The organism is Pseudomonas sp. MWU16-30323 (genome assembly GCF_020515595.1).
GTDB classification, from domain to species: Bacteria; Pseudomonadota; Gammaproteobacteria; order Pseudomonadales; family Pseudomonadaceae; genus Aquipseudomonas; species Aquipseudomonas yamanorum.
In genome coordinates, this window is sequence record NZ_JAIWYM010000015.1 from 110,129 (window position 1) to 127,503 (window position 17,375).

At 61.0% G+C, this 17,375-nt stretch carries 15 protein-coding genes and 1 pseudogene; 7 read left to right on the plus strand and 9 right to left on the minus strand.

Annotated features, from left to right (window positions below; genetic code table 11):
- Positions 1–4: 4 nt before the first annotated feature.
- The 4 genes and pseudogenes from LIY45_RS18560 to LIY45_RS18575 form a co-directional block, all read left to right on the plus strand.
- Entirely contained in the window at positions 5–778 is a 774-nt protein-coding gene (locus LIY45_RS18560; protein ID WP_226477173.1) for a 3-hydroxybutyrate dehydrogenase, read from the plus strand.
- Between the two features lie 194 nt (positions 779–972).
- Positions 973–2,931, plus strand: coding sequence for an acetoacetate--CoA ligase (locus tag LIY45_RS18565; protein WP_226477174.1), 1,959 nt, complete (start codon positions 973–975; stop codon positions 2,929–2,931).
- Between the two features lie 135 nt (positions 2,932–3,066).
- On the plus strand, positions 3,067–5,604 hold the full coding sequence (locus tag LIY45_RS18570) for a PAS domain-containing protein (RefSeq protein WP_226477175.1): 2,538 nt from the start codon (positions 3,067–3,069) through the stop codon (positions 5,602–5,604).
- 27 nt (positions 5,605–5,631) lie between these two features.
- Positions 5,632–5,922: pseudogene (locus LIY45_RS18575) on the plus strand (peptidylprolyl isomerase); the annotation flags it as partial.
- A gap of 114 nt (positions 5,923–6,036) precedes the next feature.
- Here LIY45_RS18575 and LIY45_RS18580 read toward each other — a convergent pair.
- The 8 genes from LIY45_RS18580 to LIY45_RS18615 form a co-directional block, all read right to left on the minus strand.
- Positions 6,037–6,945 (minus strand): sugar kinase, encoded by a 909-nt coding sequence (locus LIY45_RS18580; protein WP_226477176.1) that lies wholly within the window; start codon positions 6,943–6,945, stop codon positions 6,037–6,039.
- 131 nt (positions 6,946–7,076) lie between these two features.
- A complete protein-coding gene (locus LIY45_RS18585) occupies positions 7,077–8,285 on the minus strand; it encodes an amino acid deaminase (RefSeq protein WP_226477177.1) in 1,209 nt (402 codons plus the stop codon).
- A gap of 9 nt (positions 8,286–8,294) precedes the next feature.
- Positions 8,295–9,059, minus strand: coding sequence for an IclR family transcriptional regulator (locus tag LIY45_RS18590; protein ID WP_017479820.1), 765 nt, complete (start codon positions 9,057–9,059; stop codon positions 8,295–8,297).
- Between the two features lie 179 nt (positions 9,060–9,238).
- Positions 9,239–9,628 (minus strand): RidA family protein, encoded by a 390-nt coding sequence (locus LIY45_RS18595; protein ID WP_003208000.1) that lies wholly within the window; start codon positions 9,626–9,628, stop codon positions 9,239–9,241.
- A gap of 24 nt (positions 9,629–9,652) precedes the next feature.
- Positions 9,653–10,438, minus strand: coding sequence for an amino acid ABC transporter ATP-binding protein (locus tag LIY45_RS18600; protein ID WP_226477178.1), 786 nt, complete (start codon positions 10,436–10,438; stop codon positions 9,653–9,655).
- Entirely contained in the window at positions 10,435–11,097 is a 663-nt protein-coding gene (locus tag LIY45_RS18605; RefSeq protein WP_010173357.1) for an amino acid ABC transporter permease, read from the minus strand. Before LIY45_RS18605 ends, LIY45_RS18600 begins: the two co-directional genes overlap by 4 nt.
- A gap of 9 nt (positions 11,098–11,106) precedes the next feature.
- Positions 11,107–11,769, minus strand: coding sequence for an amino acid ABC transporter permease (locus tag LIY45_RS18610; RefSeq protein WP_003207993.1), 663 nt, complete (start codon positions 11,767–11,769; stop codon positions 11,107–11,109).
- Between the two features lie 53 nt (positions 11,770–11,822).
- Positions 11,823–12,671 (minus strand): transporter substrate-binding domain-containing protein, encoded by an 849-nt coding sequence (locus tag LIY45_RS18615; protein ID WP_017479817.1) that lies wholly within the window; start codon positions 12,669–12,671, stop codon positions 11,823–11,825.
- A gap of 335 nt (positions 12,672–13,006) precedes the next feature.
- On the opposite strand from LIY45_RS18615, the gene LIY45_RS18620 reads away from it, so the two are divergent.
- The 3 genes from LIY45_RS18620 to LIY45_RS18630 all read left to right on the plus strand — a co-directional run bounded on the left by LIY45_RS18620 (position 13,007) and on the right by LIY45_RS18630 (position 15,402).
- Positions 13,007–13,243 (plus strand): hypothetical protein, encoded by a 237-nt coding sequence (locus LIY45_RS18620; protein ID WP_093208824.1) that lies wholly within the window; start codon positions 13,007–13,009, stop codon positions 13,241–13,243.
- 156 nt (positions 13,244–13,399) lie between these two features.
- Positions 13,400–13,777 carry a thioredoxin family protein gene (locus LIY45_RS18625; protein WP_226477179.1) on the plus strand — a complete coding sequence of 126 codons (378 nt, stop codon included), beginning with the start codon at positions 13,400–13,402 and terminating at the stop codon, positions 13,775–13,777.
- Positions 13,778–13,893: 116 nt separating this feature from the next.
- Complete coding sequence (locus LIY45_RS18630; RefSeq protein WP_226477180.1) at positions 13,894–15,402, plus strand: M91 family zinc metallopeptidase; 1,509 nt, start codon at positions 13,894–13,896, stop codon at positions 15,400–15,402.
- A gap of 25 nt (positions 15,403–15,427) precedes the next feature.
- Here the strand turns inward: LIY45_RS18630 and LIY45_RS18635 are convergent, their stop codons facing one another.
- The gene (locus tag LIY45_RS18635) at positions 15,428–16,981 is read right to left on the minus strand and encodes a TerC family protein (RefSeq protein WP_226477181.1); all 1,554 of its coding nucleotides are present in this window, start codon (positions 16,979–16,981) and stop codon (positions 15,428–15,430) included.
- Positions 16,982–17,375 lie beyond the last annotated feature (394 nt).

Below are 17,375 nucleotides of genomic sequence, written 5' to 3' on the forward strand. Positions count from 1 at the left end.
TGATATGACGACATTGAACGGCAAGACCGCCCTGGTCACCGGCTCCACCAGCGGCATCGGCTTGGGCATCGCCTTGAGCCTGGCCAAGGCCGGCGCCAACCTGATCCTCAACGGCTTCGGCGACGCCAGCGCGGTGATCGCCCAGGTGCAGGCCTTCGGCGGCAAGGTCGGGCATCACCCGGCGGACGTCAGCGACCCGGCACAGATCGCCGAGATGGTCGCCTACGCCGAACGCGAGTTTGGCGGCATCGACATCCTGGTGAACAACGCAGGGATCCAGCATGTGGCGCCGGTGGATGAGTTTCCGGTGGAGCGCTGGGATTCGATCATTGCGATCAACCTGTCGTCGGTGTTCCATAGCACGCGGTTGAGCCTGCCGGGGATGAAGGCCAGGGGCTGGGGGCGGATCGTCAATATCGCCTCGGTGCATGGGCTGGTGGGGTCGGTGGGCAAGGCGGCTTACGTCGCGGCCAAGCACGGGGTGATCGGGCTGACCAAGGTGGTGGGCCTGGAAACCGCCCAGAGTAATGTCACCTGCAATGCCATCTGCCCGGGCTGGGTGCTGACGCCGCTGGTGCAGAAGCAGATTGATGATCGCATTGCCACCGGGGTTGATCCGCAGCAGGCGCAGCAGGATTTGCTGGCGGAGAAGCAGCCGTCCCTGGCGTTCGTGACGCCGCCACAACTGGGGGAACTGGTGCTGTTCCTGTGCAGCGAAGCCGGCAGCCAGGTGCGGGGCGCGGCGTGGAATATCGACGGCGGCTGGCTGGCCCAGTAAGTATTCATCAGTGACGCTTTTGTGGCGAGGGAGCTTGCTCCCGTTGGGTTGCGCAGCAGCCCCAAAACCTGCAACCGTGCTTTATCTGAAAGACCGCATGAGCATTGCTGGGGCGGCTTCGCCACCCAACGGGAGCAAGCTCCCTCGCCACATTTAGAGCATCTTTGCGGTCGACACATAACAAGAGGCCAATAATGTCCGAAATACTCTGGCAACCCTCCCCCGAACGCATCCACAACACCCGCATGGACCAGTTCCGGCGCTTCATCAATGATCGCCATGCCTTGCAGATCAGCGACTACCCGGCCCTGCACCAATGGAGCATCGACCAGCGCCCGGACTTCTGGCAGTCCATCGTCGAGTTCTTCGACGTGCAGTTCCGCACGCCACCCAGCGCGGTGCTGATCGAAGGCGCCGAGATGCCCAGCGCCCAGTGGTTTCCCGGCGCTACCCTGAACTTTGCCGAACACCTGCTGCGCCGTCGCGACGATCATCCTGCGGTGGTCGCCATCAGCGAAGACGGCCAGCGCGAACAACTGACCTATGCCGAACTGGCCCGCCACGTCGCCGGCCTGCAACGCAGCCTGCGGGCGGCCGGTGTGGGCATCGGTGACCGGGTGGCCGCGTGCATGCCCAACACCTGGCAAACCCTGGTGGGCATGCTCGCCACCACCAGCCTCGGCGCCATCTGGTCGTGCTCTTCGCCGGACTTCGGTACCCAGGGTGTGATCGACCGCTTCGGCCAGATCGAACCCAAGGTGCTGATCACCTGCGCCGGCTACCGCTACGCCGGCAAGGTCATCGACCAAAGCAGCAAGCTCAATGAAATCCTCGAGCGGCTGCCGTCCCTGCAACAGCTGATCATCGTGCCGTATGCCCGCCCGCAGGCGCGTCCCGAGGATTATCAGACCCGGGCCAACGTCGCGCTCTGGGACGACGTCTACAGCCCCGGCGGCGAACCCGATTTCGTCGCCGTGCCCTTCGATCATCCGCTGTACATCCTCTATTCCAGCGGCACCACTGGCGTACCCAAGTGCATCATCCACGGTACCGGCGGCGTACTGCTCACCCACCTCAAGGAACACGGCCTGCACGCCGACCTGTCCCGGGATGACTGCCTGTTCTACTACACCACCTGCGGCTGGATGATGTGGAACTGGCTGGTGTCGGTGCTGGCCATCGGCGCCACGGCGGTGCTGTATGACGGCTCACCGTTTCACCCGGGGCCGGAACGCCTGATGGACCTGATCGACCAGGAAAAAATCAGCGTGTTCGGCACCAGCCCGAAGTTCCTCGCTACCCTGGAAAAGGCCGGGCTGCAACCGCGGCTGAGTCACGACCTGGGCAGTCTCAAGGGTTTGATCTCCACCGGCTCGCCGCTGTCGCCCCAGAGCTACGACTACGTGTACCGCGAGATCAAGCCGCAGCTGTGCCTGTCGTCGATGTCCGGCGGTACCGACATCGTCTCCTGCTTTGTGATCGGCAACCCGGTGCTGCCGGTGCGGCGTGGCGAGATGCAGTGCAAGAGCCTGGCAATGGCCATCGAAGTCTGGGACGACCAGGGCCGCCCGCGGGTGGGCGAAAAAGGCGAACTGGTGTGCACCCGGCACTTCCCGGCGATGCCCATCGGCCTGTGGAATGACCCGCACCAGGAAAAACTGCGGGCCTCGTATTTCAGCCAGTTCCCCGGCGTGTGGGCCCAAGGCGACTACGCCGAACAACGGCCCAATGGCAGCCTGCTGATCCATGGCCGCTCGGACGCGGTGCTCAACCCCGGCGGCGTGCGCATCGGCACCGCAGAGATTTATCGCCAGGTGGAAAAGGTGCCGCAGGTCCTGGAAAGCCTGGCCATCGGCCAACGCTGGCAGGATGACGTGCGAGTGGTGCTGTTTGTGCGGCTCAACGACGGCGTCGAACTGGATGACGCCCTGGAGCAGCAGATCCGCCAGGTGATCCGCGCCAACACCACGCCGCGCCACGTGCCGGCGAAGATCCTCGCGGTGACGGACATCCCGCGCACCATCAGCGGCAAGATCGTCGAACTGGCGGTGCGCAACGTGGTGCATGGCGAGGCGGTGAAGAACACCGACGCCCTGGCCAACCCCGAGGCACTGGAGCAATTTCGTGATCGCCCGGAGCTGGCAGAAAGATGAAACGTTTTAGCCCTCAAGCACTCATTTGAAGACAAAACCCTCAAGCATGCTATTTTTCGAGGGTGGAAAGCCGATCACTCCTCACGGGATAATCGGCTTTTGTCATTCTTCAAGCGTTACGCGCAGGGCATTTTCATGAACGTATCACCCACCGGCAGCGAGGCCGCAGCACTGATTGCGCGGCTGGACTGGGCACGAAGCCCCCTCGGTGACGCCATTGATTGGCCGCAAAGCCTCCGCACAGCCGTCGACATCGTGATCCATTCACCCATGCCGATGCTGTTGTTGTGGGGTGCCGAACTCACCCAGATCTACAATGACGGCTTCGCAATGCTGGCCGGCAACAAGCACCCTGGCGCCTTTGGCCAGCCCGCCGACCTGATCTGGCCGGAACTGAAGCCGTTTACCGATCCGATCTACAGCGCCGTCTTCGCGGGCCAGGTGCGCACGTTCACCGAGCAGCGTTTCGTGCTGCAACGCAACCACCGCGACACCGAGATCTGGCTCGACCTGACCTACAGCCCGATCCGCGACGAGCGTGGTGAGGTCGCCGGAATCCTGATCACCGCCATCGAAACCAACGAGCGCCGGCGCATCGCCCTGGAACTCCAGCAGCGCACCGAAAACAGCCTCAAGGCCCAGCGCGACACCGAGCAGCGCCTGCAACTGGCCCTGGCCGCCACCGACGCCGTGGGCACCTGGGACTGGGACATTGGCGAAGACCGGTTTATCGCCGACGCACATTTCGCCCAGCTGCACGGTGTTGACCCCTGCGATGCCGGCCTGCTGCCCATCAGCGACTACCTGCAGGGCGTGCACCCCGAAGACCGTGGCATGGTGGCCCGCAGCATCAAGCATTGCATCACCCACGGCACCGAATACGCCGAGGAATACCGCCTGCTGCAGGCCGACGGCGAAGTGCGCTGGGTGTTTGCCCGGGGCCGTTGCTACAAGGACCACCATGGCCGACCGGCACGTTTTCTCGGCGCCGCCCTCGACCTGACCGAACGCAAGCACACCGAACAGGCCCTGCGCCAAAGCCAGACCGAGCTGCAACTGATCATCAACGCCATGCCGGTGCTGATCGGCTATGTCGACCACGAGCAGCGCTTTCGCCTGAACAACAGCGCCTACCTGGACTGGTACGGCATGACCCCGCAAGAGCTGTATGGCAAGACCATCCGCGAAGTCGTAGGCGACGAAATCTATGCCGGGCGCGTCGACAAGATCGAGGCGGCGCTCAAGGGCAAGGCTTGCAGTTTTGTCACCGTCACGCCGCACCATGACGGCCGCCCCCGCCACGCGCTGATGAAGTACCTGCCGCGTTTCAGCGCTGACGGTTCAGTCAACGGTTTCTACATTTTTGTGATCGACGAGACCGAGCGCAAACTGACCGAAGAAGCCCTGCGTCACCTCAACGAAAACCTCGAAGAGCGCGTCAACCAACGCACCCAGGCCCTGGCCGAAGCCAACCAGCGCCTGCAAAACGAGATGTTCGAGCGTGAGCGTGCCGAAGACGCCCTGCGCCATGCCCAGAAGATGGAAGCGGTCGGCCAGCTCACCGGCGGCATCGCCCATGACTTCAACAACATGCTCACCGGGATCATCGGCAGCCTGGACCTGATGCAACGCTACATCGCTGCCGGACGCAGCGACGAGATCGGCCGTTTCACCGACGCCGCCGTGTCCTCGGCTCATCGTGCGGCTGCGCTGACCCACCGCCTGCTGGCGTTCTCCCGCCGCCAATCCCTGGACCCCAAGCCGGTAGACCCGAATCAGTTGGTGGCATCCCTGGAAGACCTGTTCCGCCGCACCAAGGGCGCGCATATCGAACTCAAGGTACAACTGGGCACTGACGTGTGGCCGGTGAACACCGACGCCAGCCAGCTGGAAAACGCCCTGCTCAACCTGGTGATCAACGCCCGCGATGCAATGCCCGACGGCGGGCAATTGTGTATCGAGACCGCCAACAGCTACCTCGACGGCACCGACATCACCACCCTGGAGCCGGTCAAGGCCGGCGACTATGTGATGCTTGGCGTGAGCGACAACGGCGCCGGCATGACCGCGAAGATTCTCGCCAAGGCCTTCGACCCGTTCTTCACCACCAAGCCTATCGGCCAGGGCACCGGCCTTGGGTTGTCGATGATCTATGGGTTTGCCCAGCAATCCGGCGGCCACGTGACCATTGAAAGCCAGCCGGGCAAGGGCACTTGTGTGCGGTTGTACCTGCCGCGCCTGCATGGCACAGCACTGGAACGCAGCGTGCCCGCCAGTCACGGTGAAGCCCCGGTGGCCCTGGCGGGTGAAGCGGTGGTGGTGGTCGAGGATGACGCGGCGGTACGGATGCTGGTGGTGAATGTGCTGGCTGAACTGGGCTATACCGCGCATCAGGCCGCCGATGCACGGGCGGCATTGCCGTTGCTGGAGTCCGACCTGCGGGTGGATTTGCTGGTGACCGATGTGGGCTTGCCGGGAATGAATGGTCGGCAATTGGCAGAAATTGCGCGCCAGCATCGACCCGAACTCAAGGTGCTGTTCATGACCGGTTACGCCGAGAAAGCCGCCGAGCGCCAGGGGTTCCTGGAGGAAGGCATGGACATGGTGGCCAAGCCGTTTTCGATTGACCTGCTGGCTAACAAAATCCGCAGCATGATCAGCTCAGAGGCCTGACTTCAGGCATAATCGCGCGCCGTTTCACATCAGGACCGATCAATGAAAGCCCAAGCCCGTCACATTCTGGTGAAAACCAGTGAGGAAGCCGAACAGCTCAAGCAGCGTATTGCCAAGGGCGAAGCGTTTGACGTGTTGGCCAAAAAGTACTCCACCTGCCCTTCCGCCAAGCGCGGCGGTGATTTGGGTGAAGTGCGACCGGGGCAGATGGTGGGGGTGATTGATGCGGTGATCTTCAAGAAGCCTGTGAAGGTGGTTCATGGGCCGATCAAGAGCAAGTTTGGGTATCACCTGGTGCAGGTGTTTTACCGCGATTGATGAGCTTGTTGTGGCGAGGGAGCTTGCTCCCGCTGGGCTGCGTAGCGGCCCCAAAAAAGCCGGGAGCGCTTCGCACTCCAGCGGGAGCAAGCTCCCTCGCCACAATAGATAGCGTTAGTCTCGGGGAATGAGTGCACCCGGCACCTGAATCACCCGGCTCGCCAACCGATGCCCGGCCAGTGCTGCATCCTGCGGTGAACCGCCCTTGAGCCGACTGGCGAGATACGCCGCACTGAACGAATCCCCCGCCGCCGTGGTGTCGACCACCTTCTCCACCACCAATGCCGGCACCTCGAATCGCTCACCTTCACAGCGAATCAAACACGCATCCGCGCCGCGCTTGAGCACCACTTCGGCAATCGCCGGGTAGGCCGCAAACACCTGCTCGCTGTCCTCATAGCCAAACAATGCGCGCTCGTCATCTTCGGTCAGCAAGGCAATGTCCACCTCGGCCAATACCCGGTGATACGCCGCACGCGCCGCGTCCACACTGGCCCACAGCCGTGGCCGGTAGTTGTTGTCGAACACCACCTTGCCACCGCGTCTACGGGTTTCGATCAGGGTTTCCAGCAAAAGCCCACGGCCCACTTCGCCCAGTACTGCCAGGGTGATGCCGCTGAAATACACCACGTCATACGCCGGCAGCGCCGCCAAAATCGGCTCGGCTGCCGGTGTGGTGAAGCAATCGCGCACGGCGGCTTCGTTGCGCCAATAGAGGAATTTGCGCTCGCCGTTGGCATCGGTCTGGATGCAGTACAACCCCGGCAACCGCCCGGGCAGGCGCTGGACCATGCCCAGGCCCAGGCCTTCTTCGGCCCAGTGCTTGCACATGGCGTCGCTGAAACTGTCATCGCCCAGGGCGGTGACGTAGTCGACGGTGCTGGGTTCACCCAACTCACGGCGCAGGTAGACGGCGGCGTTCAGGGTGTCGCCGCCGAAGCTTTGTTGCAGGCTGCCGTCGGCGCGGTGTTGCAGTTCGATCATGCATTCGCCGATGAGGGCGATGCGGGGTTGTGTGTTCATGTCTGGCGGCTCTCGGGGGTACTTGAGGGCCTCATCGCGGGCAAGCCCGGCTCCCACAGTTGACCGCGTTTCTTCAGTTGAAATGCAGTCGAATGTGGGAGCTGGCTTGCCTGCGATGGGCGCGACTCGGTCTAGAAGCGGGTTTCCAGGGACTCAATCACCTGCAACTGCTCATCCACCAAATTACCCACTTGCCACTTGTCGAAGGTCAGGCACGGGTGGGAAGTACCGAAGGAGATGATGTCGCCAATGCGCAGCTCAACCCCCGGCGCAACCACCATGAACGCATGCTGGTCCATCACGGCGGTGACCTTGCACGCGCTCACGTCATCCCCCTCGGCCGGCAGCACGCCCGCCTTGTAGCGTTTGAGCGGCACGGGCAGGCCGGCGTCGTAGGCGACGTCGCGCTTGCCCAGGGCGATCACCGCGAAGCCTGGCTCCGGCAACGACTGCACGTGGGCCCAGACTTCCAGCGCCGGGCGCAGGCCTTCGTTGAGGTCGCTGCGACGGTCGAGTACGCAGCACTGCGCGTCTTTGTAGATGCCGTGGTCGTGGGCCACGTAGCTGCCCGGGCGCAATACGCTGAGGAAGCGGCCGGCGGCGTTCTGGGCTTCGAAGGATTCGGCGATCAGGTCGTACCAGGCCGAACCCGAGGCGGTGATGATGGGCTTGGCCAGGTCGAAGGCGCCGCTGTTTTGCAGGTCGACGGCCAGGCGCACCAGGGAGGCGGCGAATTCGCGGATGCCACTGATGGCGTGTTCGCCGTGGATCACCCCTTCGTAGCCTTCAATGCCGGTCAGGGCCAGCGCAGGCTGGGCCTTGATCGCCTTGGCCAGGTCGAGCACCTGTTGTTCGGTGCGGCAACCGCAACGGCCGCCGACCACGCCGTATTCGATCATCACGTTCAGGCGCAGGCCACGAGCGGCAAAGAACAAACCCAGGTCGGCCACGTTGTCCGGGTGGTCGACCATGCAGTGGAAGTCGAATTCGGGGTCGGCCAGCAGGTCGGCGATCAACGCCATGTTCGGCGCGCCCACCAGTTGGTTGGCCATCAATACCCGGCGAACCCCACCGGCGTACGCGGCGCGGGTCTGCACGGCGTTGGCCAGGGTGATGCCCCAGGCGCCCTGCTCGATCTGCCGCTGGAACAGTGCCGGCATCATGCTGGTCTTGCCGTGGGGCGCCAGTTGCGCGCCGCTGTTGCTGACGAAATCCTGCATCCAGCGGATGTTGTGTTCCAGGGCATCGCGGTGCAGCACCAGGGCCGGCAGGCTGACGTCACGCACCAGATGCGCACCGACCGGGGCGGCGCCTTTTTCAACGGCATTGAAGGCAGACATAGCAATTTCCTATTCGTTGATGCGACGGGCCAGGTTGTTCGCGCTTTCGATCAGTACCCGGCGATAGTCGTTGTAGTTTTTGAGGGCATCGGCCCGTGGGGCGACGATGCACAGGGTCGCAATGCTGATGCCTTGGGCGTCCCGAACCGGGGCGGCAAAGCAGTGGGTAAAGGTGTCGGCGACGCTGTCGAAGGAGAAGAATCCGTCGAGGGTGGCCTGGCGGATTTGCCCGAGGAAGGTTTCCAGAGGCAGGCGCTGACCGTCCGGGAGGATGAAGTCGTCATAGTCGATCAGGTCGATGATTTGCTGGTCGCTCAGGTGGCCCAGCAGCAGGCGGCCGGAGGCGGTCCAGGGGATGGGCGCGTTCTCGCCGATGTCTGAGGAAATGCGGAAATGCCGCTCGCCTTCACGCATCAGGGCCACGGTGTATTTGCGCCCATTGAGCAGGCACATCTGTGCCGTTTCGTGGGTCTGGCTGACGATTTCCTGCAGGGCGTGGTCGGCTTCGCGGGTCAGGTCGAAATGGCGCAGGTGGGCCTGGCCGAGGAAGTACAGCTGACGGCCGAGGTAGACGTGACCGTCCTTGCCGACGGTTTCGAGGATGCGCCGTTCCAGCAGCGAGGCCACCAGTTCGTAGACCGTGGATTTGGGGCTGCCGATGCCGCTGGCGATATCATTCGGGCGCAGGGGCTGGCCGATCTCCTTGAGGAAATCGAGGATATCGAACGCCCGGTCGAGGCCTTTGGCGCGGCGTTTGATGGTGTCTTCGGTCATGGCAGTTTCGGGTCCCGTCAAAGGCTTAAAATCGCAGTAGATGAGTCCTCTGTGGCGAGGGAGCTTGCTCCCGCTGGAGTGCGAAGCGCTCCCGTTTTTTTGGGTCCGCTACGCAGCCCAGCGGGAGCAAGCTCCCTCGCCACAAACAAGTTTCATCACTGCAAGTTGCGGTCGATCATTTAGCCTTTTTTCTTGTAGGCCACGCAATCAATCTCAACCTTGCAATCAACCATCATGTTCGCCTGCACACAGGCCCGCGCCGGGGCGTGTTCCGGGTTGAAGTATTCGCCGAACACTTTGTTGAAGCTCCAGAAATCCCGAGGGTCTTCCAGCCACACACCGACGCGCACCACGTCTTCCAGGGCGTAGCCGGCTTCTTCGAGAATCGCCACCACGTTGCGCATGGTCTGGTGCGTCTGCTCGACGATGCCGCCGGTGATGATTTCACCGTCCACCGCCGGCACCTGGCCCGACACATACAACCAGCCATCCGCTTCCACCGCGCGGGCGAAAGGACGAGGCTGGCCGCCGCCGGCCGTGGCGCCGGTGCCGTAACGAGTAATGCTCATAATGGATCTCCTGAAACGAGTGAATTAAAAACGAATGTTCTTGAGAAATTCCGCCAGTCGCGGTGATTGCGGGCGTTCGAAAATGTCTTTCGGCGGCCCCTGTTCTTCAATGCGGCCCTGGTTCATGAAGACGATCTTGTCCGAGACTTCATAGGCAAAACGCATTTCGTGGGTGACCAGCAACATGGTCATGCCCTCTTCCGCCAGGCCCTTGATCACGCTGAGCACTTCGCCCACCAGCTCCGGGTCGAGGGCCGAGGTGACTTCGTCGAACAGCATCAGGCTCGGGTTCATCGCAATCGCCCGGGCAATCGCCACGCGCTGTTGCTGGCCGCCCGACAACTGGCCCGGGAAGTGATTGCGGCGTTCCAGCAGGCCAACACGGTCCAGCCATTTTTCCGCCAGTGCAACCGCCTCGTCCTTGCCCATCTTCTTGACCTTGAGCAGGCCCAGGGTGACGTTCTGCAACGCGGTCAAATGCGGGAACAGGTTGAATTGCTGGAACGCCATGCCGGTCATCGCGCGGTGTTGGGAAATCACCCGCTCCGGGTGGCGCACGCGCTTGCCGCCAACGTCGCTGTAGCCGATGGACTCGCCGTCGAGGGTGATCTGGCCGCCCTGGAATTCTTCCAGCAGGTTGACGCAGCGCAGCAGCGTGGTCTTGCCCGAGCCGCTGGAGCCGATCAACGTCACGACGTTGCCGCGCTGCAGGCTCAGGTCGACGCCCTTGAGCACTTCTACCGTGCCGTACTGTTTACGCAGGCCGCGAATGTTCAGCAGCGGCTGGCTTTCATTTGAGGATTGGTTCATGGCAACGCCACCCGCTTTTCAATGTAACGCCCCAGTAATTCGATGGCGTAGTTGATGACAAAAAACATAAAGCCTGCGAACAGGTAGAACTCCAGGGTCATAAAGGTTCGGGCGATGACCTGTTGGGTGCTGAGGAGCAATTCGGCCACGCCGATCACCGACAGCAAGGTGGACGCCTTGACGATTTCCGTGGACGAGTTGACCCAGGTCGGCAGGATCTGCCGCAGGGCCTGGGGCAACAGCACGTAGCCCAGGGACTGGTAGAACGTCAGGCCGATGGCCTTGCCGGCTTCCAGTTGCCCCTTGGGAATGGCTTGCAACGCACCGCGCACGATTTCCGAAACGTGGGAGCCGCAGAACAGCGTCAAGCCCACGGCACCGGCCTGGAACGCGGTGATCTGCCAGCCGAGTGCCGGCAGCATGTAGAAGCATGCCAATACCAGCACAAACACTGGCGTACCGCGGATCAGGTCGACGTACAGGCGAAACGGTGCGCGCATCCAGAATTTGCCGTAGGTCAGGATCAACCCGGCAACGATGCCGATCAGGGTGCCGAAGATAATGGCCAGGGCCGAGCAATAGACGCTGGTCTGGAACCCCGCCCAGAGGGTTTCCCGGGCGATCCACAACTCATGCAGCCAGCTGGGGGATTCGTACATGGGGGCTCCTTAGCGGCGAATCGCCAAACGCTGTTCCAGGTAACGGAGCAGCATGGCAATGAGGTAACAGGCAGCCACGTAGAGCGCGGTCGTGACCATCCAGGTTTCAATCACCCGGTAGCTTTCGACGTTGATCTTGCGGGCGTAATAGGTCAGCTCCGGCACCGCGATGGCGGCCGCCAGGGAGGTGTCCTTGAACAGCGAGATAAAGTTGTTCGACAGCGCCGGCAGCACGTTGCGCAGCATCACCGGCACGGTGATGTACGCGCGGATGCGCCATTCGCCCAGGCCGATGGCCAGGCCCGCTTCACGCAACCCCTTGGGAATGTTCAAGAGGCCTGCGCGGAATACTTCGGTGAGGTAGGCACCGGCGTACAGCGACAGGGTGATGATGAACGAGGGGATCTTGTCCAGCCGGATCCCCAGGCTGGGCAAGGCGAAGTAGATCAACAGGATCAGCACCAGGATCGGGGTGTTGCGGATCACCGTCACATACACCGAGGCCACGATGCGCAGCGCGCGGTGTTTGGACAGCATGGCAAACGCCATCAACAGGCCGATCACGCAACCGATGGCGATGGACAGCAATGCCAGTTCAAGGCCGAGGCCGAGCCCCGCCAGCAAGCTGGGGAAGTCGCGCCACACAGCGGCAAAGTTCAACTGATAGTTCATGGTCGGCAGTACCTGATTGGGGCGCCGTCAGCGACGCCCCCAGTGTTTACGAATTACTTGAACTCAACCGGGAAACCGATCGCAGGCTCTGGCAGATCCACACCGAACCATTGCTTGAACGAGGCCTTGTACATCGGGAACTCCACGCCGGTCATGGCTTCGTGCAGCGCGGTGTTGACGAAGTTCAGCCAGTCCTGGTCGCCACGCTTGACGGCGCACGCGTAGGTCTGGGGGCTCCAGGCGTAGGCCGGGCTGCGGTAGCGGCCCGGGTTTTGCACCATCAGGTACTTGACCGAGGACTGGTCGGTGGCGGCGGTGTCGGCACGCCCGGAGTTCACCGCCTGGTACATCAGGTCGACGCTGTCGTACTGGTCGACCTTGGCTTTAGGCAAGGCCTGGTGCACCAGCTCTTCGGCGTAGACGTTTTGCAGCACGGCCACGGTGACGCTGTCGCCAGCGGCTTGCAGGTCTTCGATCTCTTTGTATTTGCTGTTGGCCGGCAGCAGCAGGCCCACACCTTCGCGGTAGTACGGCAGGGTGAAGGCCACTTGCTGCGCACGGCTGGCGGTGACGGTGATGAACTGGCAGCTCATGTCGACCTTGTCGGTCAACAGGTTGGGAATCCGGGCGTCGGAGGACTGCACCACGTATTCGACTTTGCTCGGGTCGTTGAACAGCCCCTTGGCCACGATGTGGCCGATGTCGATATCAAAACCTTGCAACTTGCCATCCGCTCCCTGGAAGTGCCACGGCGCATTGGTACTGCCTGTACCCACGATCAGGTGCCCACGCTTGAGCACGGTGTCGAGCTTGCTGTCCGCCGCCTGCACTACGCTGGCGAGGGAAGCCGATGCGGCGAAGAGAAAAACACACGCTTTGAACACGGAAGGTCGGTGATGCATGACAAGCACTCCAGGGGTTGTGTATTCCGCTATACCGGAACTTAGTATGTAACAACGGAATAGACAGCAGAAAGTGTGCCACACGCAGTAACAGAAAAATATTGCGGGACTAATTTCTTTTTAAATCAACGGGATAAATTTGTATCGGCAATAAGGCACCGGGCCAGCCGCTGCAATCGGATTGCTACCGTTGGCTACACACCGGGGCGACAGGCCACATTTGGGTGCGGGTGCGGGTCGTTACCGTGCACACAAGCAGTGCGGCGGCTGAATGGAAGAATCCCGTGGCTGGGCTAGGCTTGGCAGATGTTCGGGCCCCTAAGGAACGCGTTCAGATGAAGATCAGCCTTGTCCTTATGTTGTTGTCGCTGGCGTTTGCCACCCAGGTGTTCGCCAAGGATGACCGTCGTGAATGCAAGGCCGAGCTGGTCAAGCTCAAGGCGGCGTTCAGTACGAACTACACCACGCAGAATCATCATGGGTATCGTCGGGCGAAGGATGCCAAGGATCAGGGTGACTATAAGCAGTGCGTGGGGTTGGCGAAGAAGGCGCGGGAGCGGGCGGAGCGCTGAAGGCCTCGGGGCTGCTGCGCAGCCCAGCGGGAGCAAGCTCCCTCGCCACAATGGCCGGTTCGACCACATGGAAGTGGGTACCTGTTAGTTTTGACAGTAGACGGTGTTGATCGCCGGGGTTAGCGTGGGGCATGCCCTTTTGCCAAGGAGATCATTATGGGAATTGCAACGGCGGTGATTGCCGATGCCGAGCAGTATCAGCAGTTGCTCAAGGCGCATAGAACGGTGTTCATGCTGTTTGTTTCGCAGCATTGCCCGGCCTGCGGGGAAGCCGGGCCACTGTTTGAGCGGATTGCCGGGAAATACGGCAGCACTGTGAAAAGCCTGGTGCTCGACACAGCCCAAACCCCGAGACACCCCGAGGTAACCGGCACTCCCACCCTCCTGGTTTTTCAGAATGGCAAGATGATCAATAAGCTGAAGGGGTTCGACGAAAAAACGCTGAGCGAGACGTTCGCCAAGACCAGAATCAGTCCTCCAACATCAAACGCGCCGTCCCCGAAACCCGAATCGAGGCACCCTTCTCATCGGTGATCTGCGCCTGCAAGCCCGAACGGTTGCCCTTCCATTCCCAACGGAACTGCTAAGAAGGTTTCTGTCACTGAGGTGAGGCTGAATCCGACGCCAATCACCACATAAGAGTACAGTTCATGCAGACCAACGCCATTCAACCTCCCTTGATACCGTCCCCCCCTGCTTCCGCCGGTCCCAAAACGCTTCAGGTAGCGCCCGCCAAAGAGCCCGAATCTCCCGAGAAAAAAGAAGTGATCGCCAGCGACAAAAACCTGGAAATCTCACTGATAACCAAAACGTTCACCCTGGATACACCTAAAGGTTCTGTAGAGAAAAACGCGGTGATGGTTGAAATTCAGACACAAGATGACGCAGATAACATCCACATCAGCAAAGGACCGGACGGCCAGCTCAGTGCCTTTATCAATGGCAAGTCGTATTTGTTGCCTACCCTTCTGTCAGGCAACAGCACTGCCATACTGCGGATCAATTCCAACGGTGGTGACGACAAGATTCATATAAATCCTGATGTCATGGCAACGGTCTATGTAAACGCCGGGGACGGTGACGATCACATACAGGGCGGTGGCGGCACCAGTCATCTCTACGGCGGCGCCGGCAACGACTACATACAAGCCGGTGGCGGAAAAACCTATATTTCCGGTGACGCCGGCAATGACACCATCAAGTTGGGTCCCAACATCGGTTACGCCCAAGGCGGCGACGGAGACGACACGATGATGGGGGGCACAGGTGACTTCGCGATGTACGGCGGTAACGGCAACGATAGTATGTATGCCGGATACGGCCCCCCAACCAAGAGCAGTTATATGGACGGTGGTGCGGGTAACGACCGGATGTATGGGGGAAGCGGTCACAACATCCTGATCGGGAACAAGGGCGATGATGAGATCCACGGCTTTGATAAAAGTACGATTTACACCGGCAAAGGCCAGGACCGTGTTCAATCCACCTCGGCGGGCGATACCGTCTACGGCAAACGCGGCGATTCACTTTCACTGCCCCCGGGTGTGAAGTTTGTCGAGGTTACGCCAACCAACGCAGGCCAACAGGCAATTTTCGTGGCGGGCTCGCCAGAATTCAAACAGCGGGTAGAGGATGAACTGGAATTCTTGCGAAGCTCACCCAGTGGCCAGAAGATGCTGGAAAAACTGGAGGAAATTGTCCAACACACCGGCACCACCATCCAGGTGAGAGACGCGGCAGTAACCCGACACCAGACGTTCCACAACCCAGGCGAGTCTGTGCACATACAGGACGGCAAGCGAGGTCACAGGGCCAGCGCTTCCTTCATCGGTTATAACCCCCAGGAAATAATCGAATCAGAAGGCCAACCCGGCCTTAAACTGCTACCACTGGTCACTCTTTACCACGAAATGGGCCACGCTTATAACGCTGGCACGGGCTCCATGCTGCCCGGCACTAGCGAAGTCCATGCTCCCAACGGCCAGACCTATATCCAAGAGAATGCCGAACTTCAGGTCATAGGCGTGGAAAATGAAGGCCCGGCGTTCGACTTCGATGACGATCCGACCACTGCGCCGACCACGACAAACCCGGCCCCCTTCACCGAAAACTCACTGCGTAAGGAAATGGGCCTCCCCCTGCGGAAAACCCATAGCTGACCGATGGACAGCCGGTGCCTGCTGGCTAGAGAGGCGCCAGCAGCACCTGCGTGACCCGTCGCTCTTCCACCGCCGCCACGGTCAGGCGCCAGCCTTCATATTCGAGGCTATCGCCGACCACCGGCAAGCGATCGAGCAAGCTCATCACCAGCCCGGCCAGGGTCTGGTAATCCTCCGTCGCCACCGCCTTGAAGCCGGTGCGCTGGCGGATCAGGTTGAGGTTCAAGGCACCATTGACCCGAAAGCCACCCTCCTCCTCGACGATATCCGGCCCTTCGACTTCACTCGCATCCGGCAACTCACCGGCGATGGACTCGAGGATGTCGGTCATGCTCAACACCCCGATAAAGTCACCAAATTCGTTGATCACAAAGGCAATGTGAGTGGATTCCTGACGCATCTGCTCCAGGGCATTGAGAATCGAAAAACGCTCCAGCAGGTTGACCGCCCGGCGCGCCAAGTGCTCCAGGTTCGGCTCGTTACCGGCCAGGTATTCCTTGAGCAACTCCTTCTTGTGCACAAAGCCCAATGGCTCGTCGACATTACCGTTGCGGATCAAGGGCAGCCGCGAGTAAGACGAATGCATCAGTTTCAGGCGGATCGTGTCGGGATCGTCCGACAGATCTATAGAGTCCACTTTCGCCCGAGGCGTCATCAACGTACGGATCGGGCGCTCAGCCAGTTGCAGCACGCCACTGATCATCACCCGCTCACGCCGATCGAACAGCGGCCCGCCGTTGGCATCGGGGTTGTCCAGCAGGTCGGCCACCTCTTCACCCACCTCTTCCACCGCCAGGTTCCGCCCGCCGAGCAAACGCATGACCGCATGGGCCGTGCGCTCACGCATCGGCAGCGTGCCTTGAGCCGACTTCTTGCGGCGCGACCGAGCGATCTGGTTGAACACCTCGATCAGGATCGAAAAACCGATGGCCGCGTACAGATAGCCTTTAGGAATGTGGAAGCCCAAACCTTCTGCGGTCAGGGCAAAACCGATCATCATCAAAAAGCCCAGGCACAGCATGATCACCGTGGGATGGGCGTTGACGAAACGGGTCAGCGGCTTGCTGGCAACGATCATCAGGCCGATGGAAATGATCACCGCGATCATCATCACCGCCAGCTCATCTACCATGCCCACGGCGGTAATCACCGCATCGAGGGAGAACACCGCATCCAGCACCACAATCTGCGCAACGATCGGCCAGAACATCGCATAAGCCACGTTGCCAGTGCGCTGGGCCACATGCCCCTCAAGCCGCTCATGCAATTCCATGGTGGCCTTGAACAACAGGAACACACCACCAAACAGCATGATCAAGTCACGGCCCGAGAAACTCTTGTCGAACACCTCGAACAGCGGCTGGGTGAGGGTCACCAACCAGGAAATACTTGCCAGCAAGCCCAGGCGCATCAGCAATGCCAGGGACAAACCGATCAAACGCGCACGGTCACGCTGCTCCGGCGGCAACTTGTCCGCCAGGATCGCAATAAACACCAGGTTGTCGATGCCCAGCACCAGCTCCAGCACAATCAAAGTCAACAGGCCGAGCCAGGCCGTTGGATCCGCTAACCATTCCATTTTTCAGTATCTCTTCAAGTTTTTCAGAATGCCGGGCACGGCAACGCACGGTCCAGGGACCGGGTAAGGGTAGGCAATCGGAAGACGGGATGCTTGGCCCGAAGGCAGGCGATCAGCGGGAACGGCGGCAGTGCATGTCTTGGGGAAAGACGACTGGGAGGCTCCGAGAGGGTGTTCATGTAGGTCCTGTTGTGGAAAAAGGACTTGAATCGTACAGGCGAAACAGTATTTTCCTACAATGCAAAACTATTACAAGATCTGTAATAGATAGCGTGTCGACGATTGCCTTGCATGGGTTGAAGGGCAGCGCTTATAGTCCGCCGGTCGCCCGACATGGCGATCGGATTTGGCGATCCGTTGACCGTATGCGAAAGCGCTCTGCTTGATTGCAGGC

Excerpts from the sequence above, each read along its gene's own strand:
- LIY45_RS18615 (WP_017479817.1), bottom strand. The coding sequence starts at position 12,671 with ATGCATCACCGACCTTCCGTGTTCAAAGCGTGTGTTTTTCTCTTCGCC.
- LIY45_RS18560 (WP_226477173.1), top strand. The coding sequence starts at position 5 with ATGACGACATTGAACGGCAAGACCGCCCTGGTCACCGGCTCCACCAGC.
- LIY45_RS18595 (WP_003208000.1), bottom strand. The coding sequence starts at position 9,628 with ATGAGCATTACTCGTTACGGCACCGGCGCCACGGCCGGCGGCGGCCAG.
- LIY45_RS18580 (WP_226477176.1), bottom strand. The coding sequence starts at position 6,945 with ATGAACACACAACCCCGCATCGCCCTCATCGGCGAATGCATGATCGAA.
- LIY45_RS18605 (WP_010173357.1), bottom strand. The coding sequence starts at position 11,097 with ATGTACGAATCCCCCAGCTGGCTGCATGAGTTGTGGATCGCCCGGGAA.
- LIY45_RS18600 (WP_226477178.1), bottom strand. The coding sequence starts at position 10,438 with ATGAACCAATCCTCAAATGAAAGCCAGCCGCTGCTGAACATTCGCGGC.
- LIY45_RS18590 (WP_017479820.1), bottom strand. The coding sequence starts at position 9,059 with ATGACCGAAGACACCATCAAACGCCGCGCCAAAGGCCTCGACCGGGCG.
- LIY45_RS18635 (WP_226477181.1), bottom strand. The coding sequence starts at position 16,981 with ATGGAATGGTTAGCGGATCCAACGGCCTGGCTCGGCCTGTTGACTTTG.
- LIY45_RS18625 (WP_226477179.1), top strand. The coding sequence starts at position 13,400 with ATGGGAATTGCAACGGCGGTGATTGCCGATGCCGAGCAGTATCAGCAG.
- LIY45_RS18610 (WP_003207993.1), bottom strand. The coding sequence starts at position 11,769 with ATGAACTATCAGTTGAACTTTGCCGCTGTGTGGCGCGACTTCCCCAGC.
- LIY45_RS18570 (WP_226477175.1), top strand. The coding sequence starts at position 3,067 with ATGAACGTATCACCCACCGGCAGCGAGGCCGCAGCACTGATTGCGCGG.
- LIY45_RS18620 (WP_093208824.1), top strand. The coding sequence starts at position 13,007 with ATGAAGATCAGCCTTGTCCTTATGTTGTTGTCGCTGGCGTTTGCCACC.
- LIY45_RS18585 (WP_226477177.1), bottom strand. The coding sequence starts at position 8,285 with ATGTCTGCCTTCAATGCCGTTGAAAAAGGCGCCGCCCCGGTCGGTGCG.
- LIY45_RS18565 (WP_226477174.1), top strand. The coding sequence starts at position 973 with ATGTCCGAAATACTCTGGCAACCCTCCCCCGAACGCATCCACAACACC.
- LIY45_RS18630 (WP_226477180.1), top strand. The coding sequence starts at position 13,894 with ATGCAGACCAACGCCATTCAACCTCCCTTGATACCGTCCCCCCCTGCT.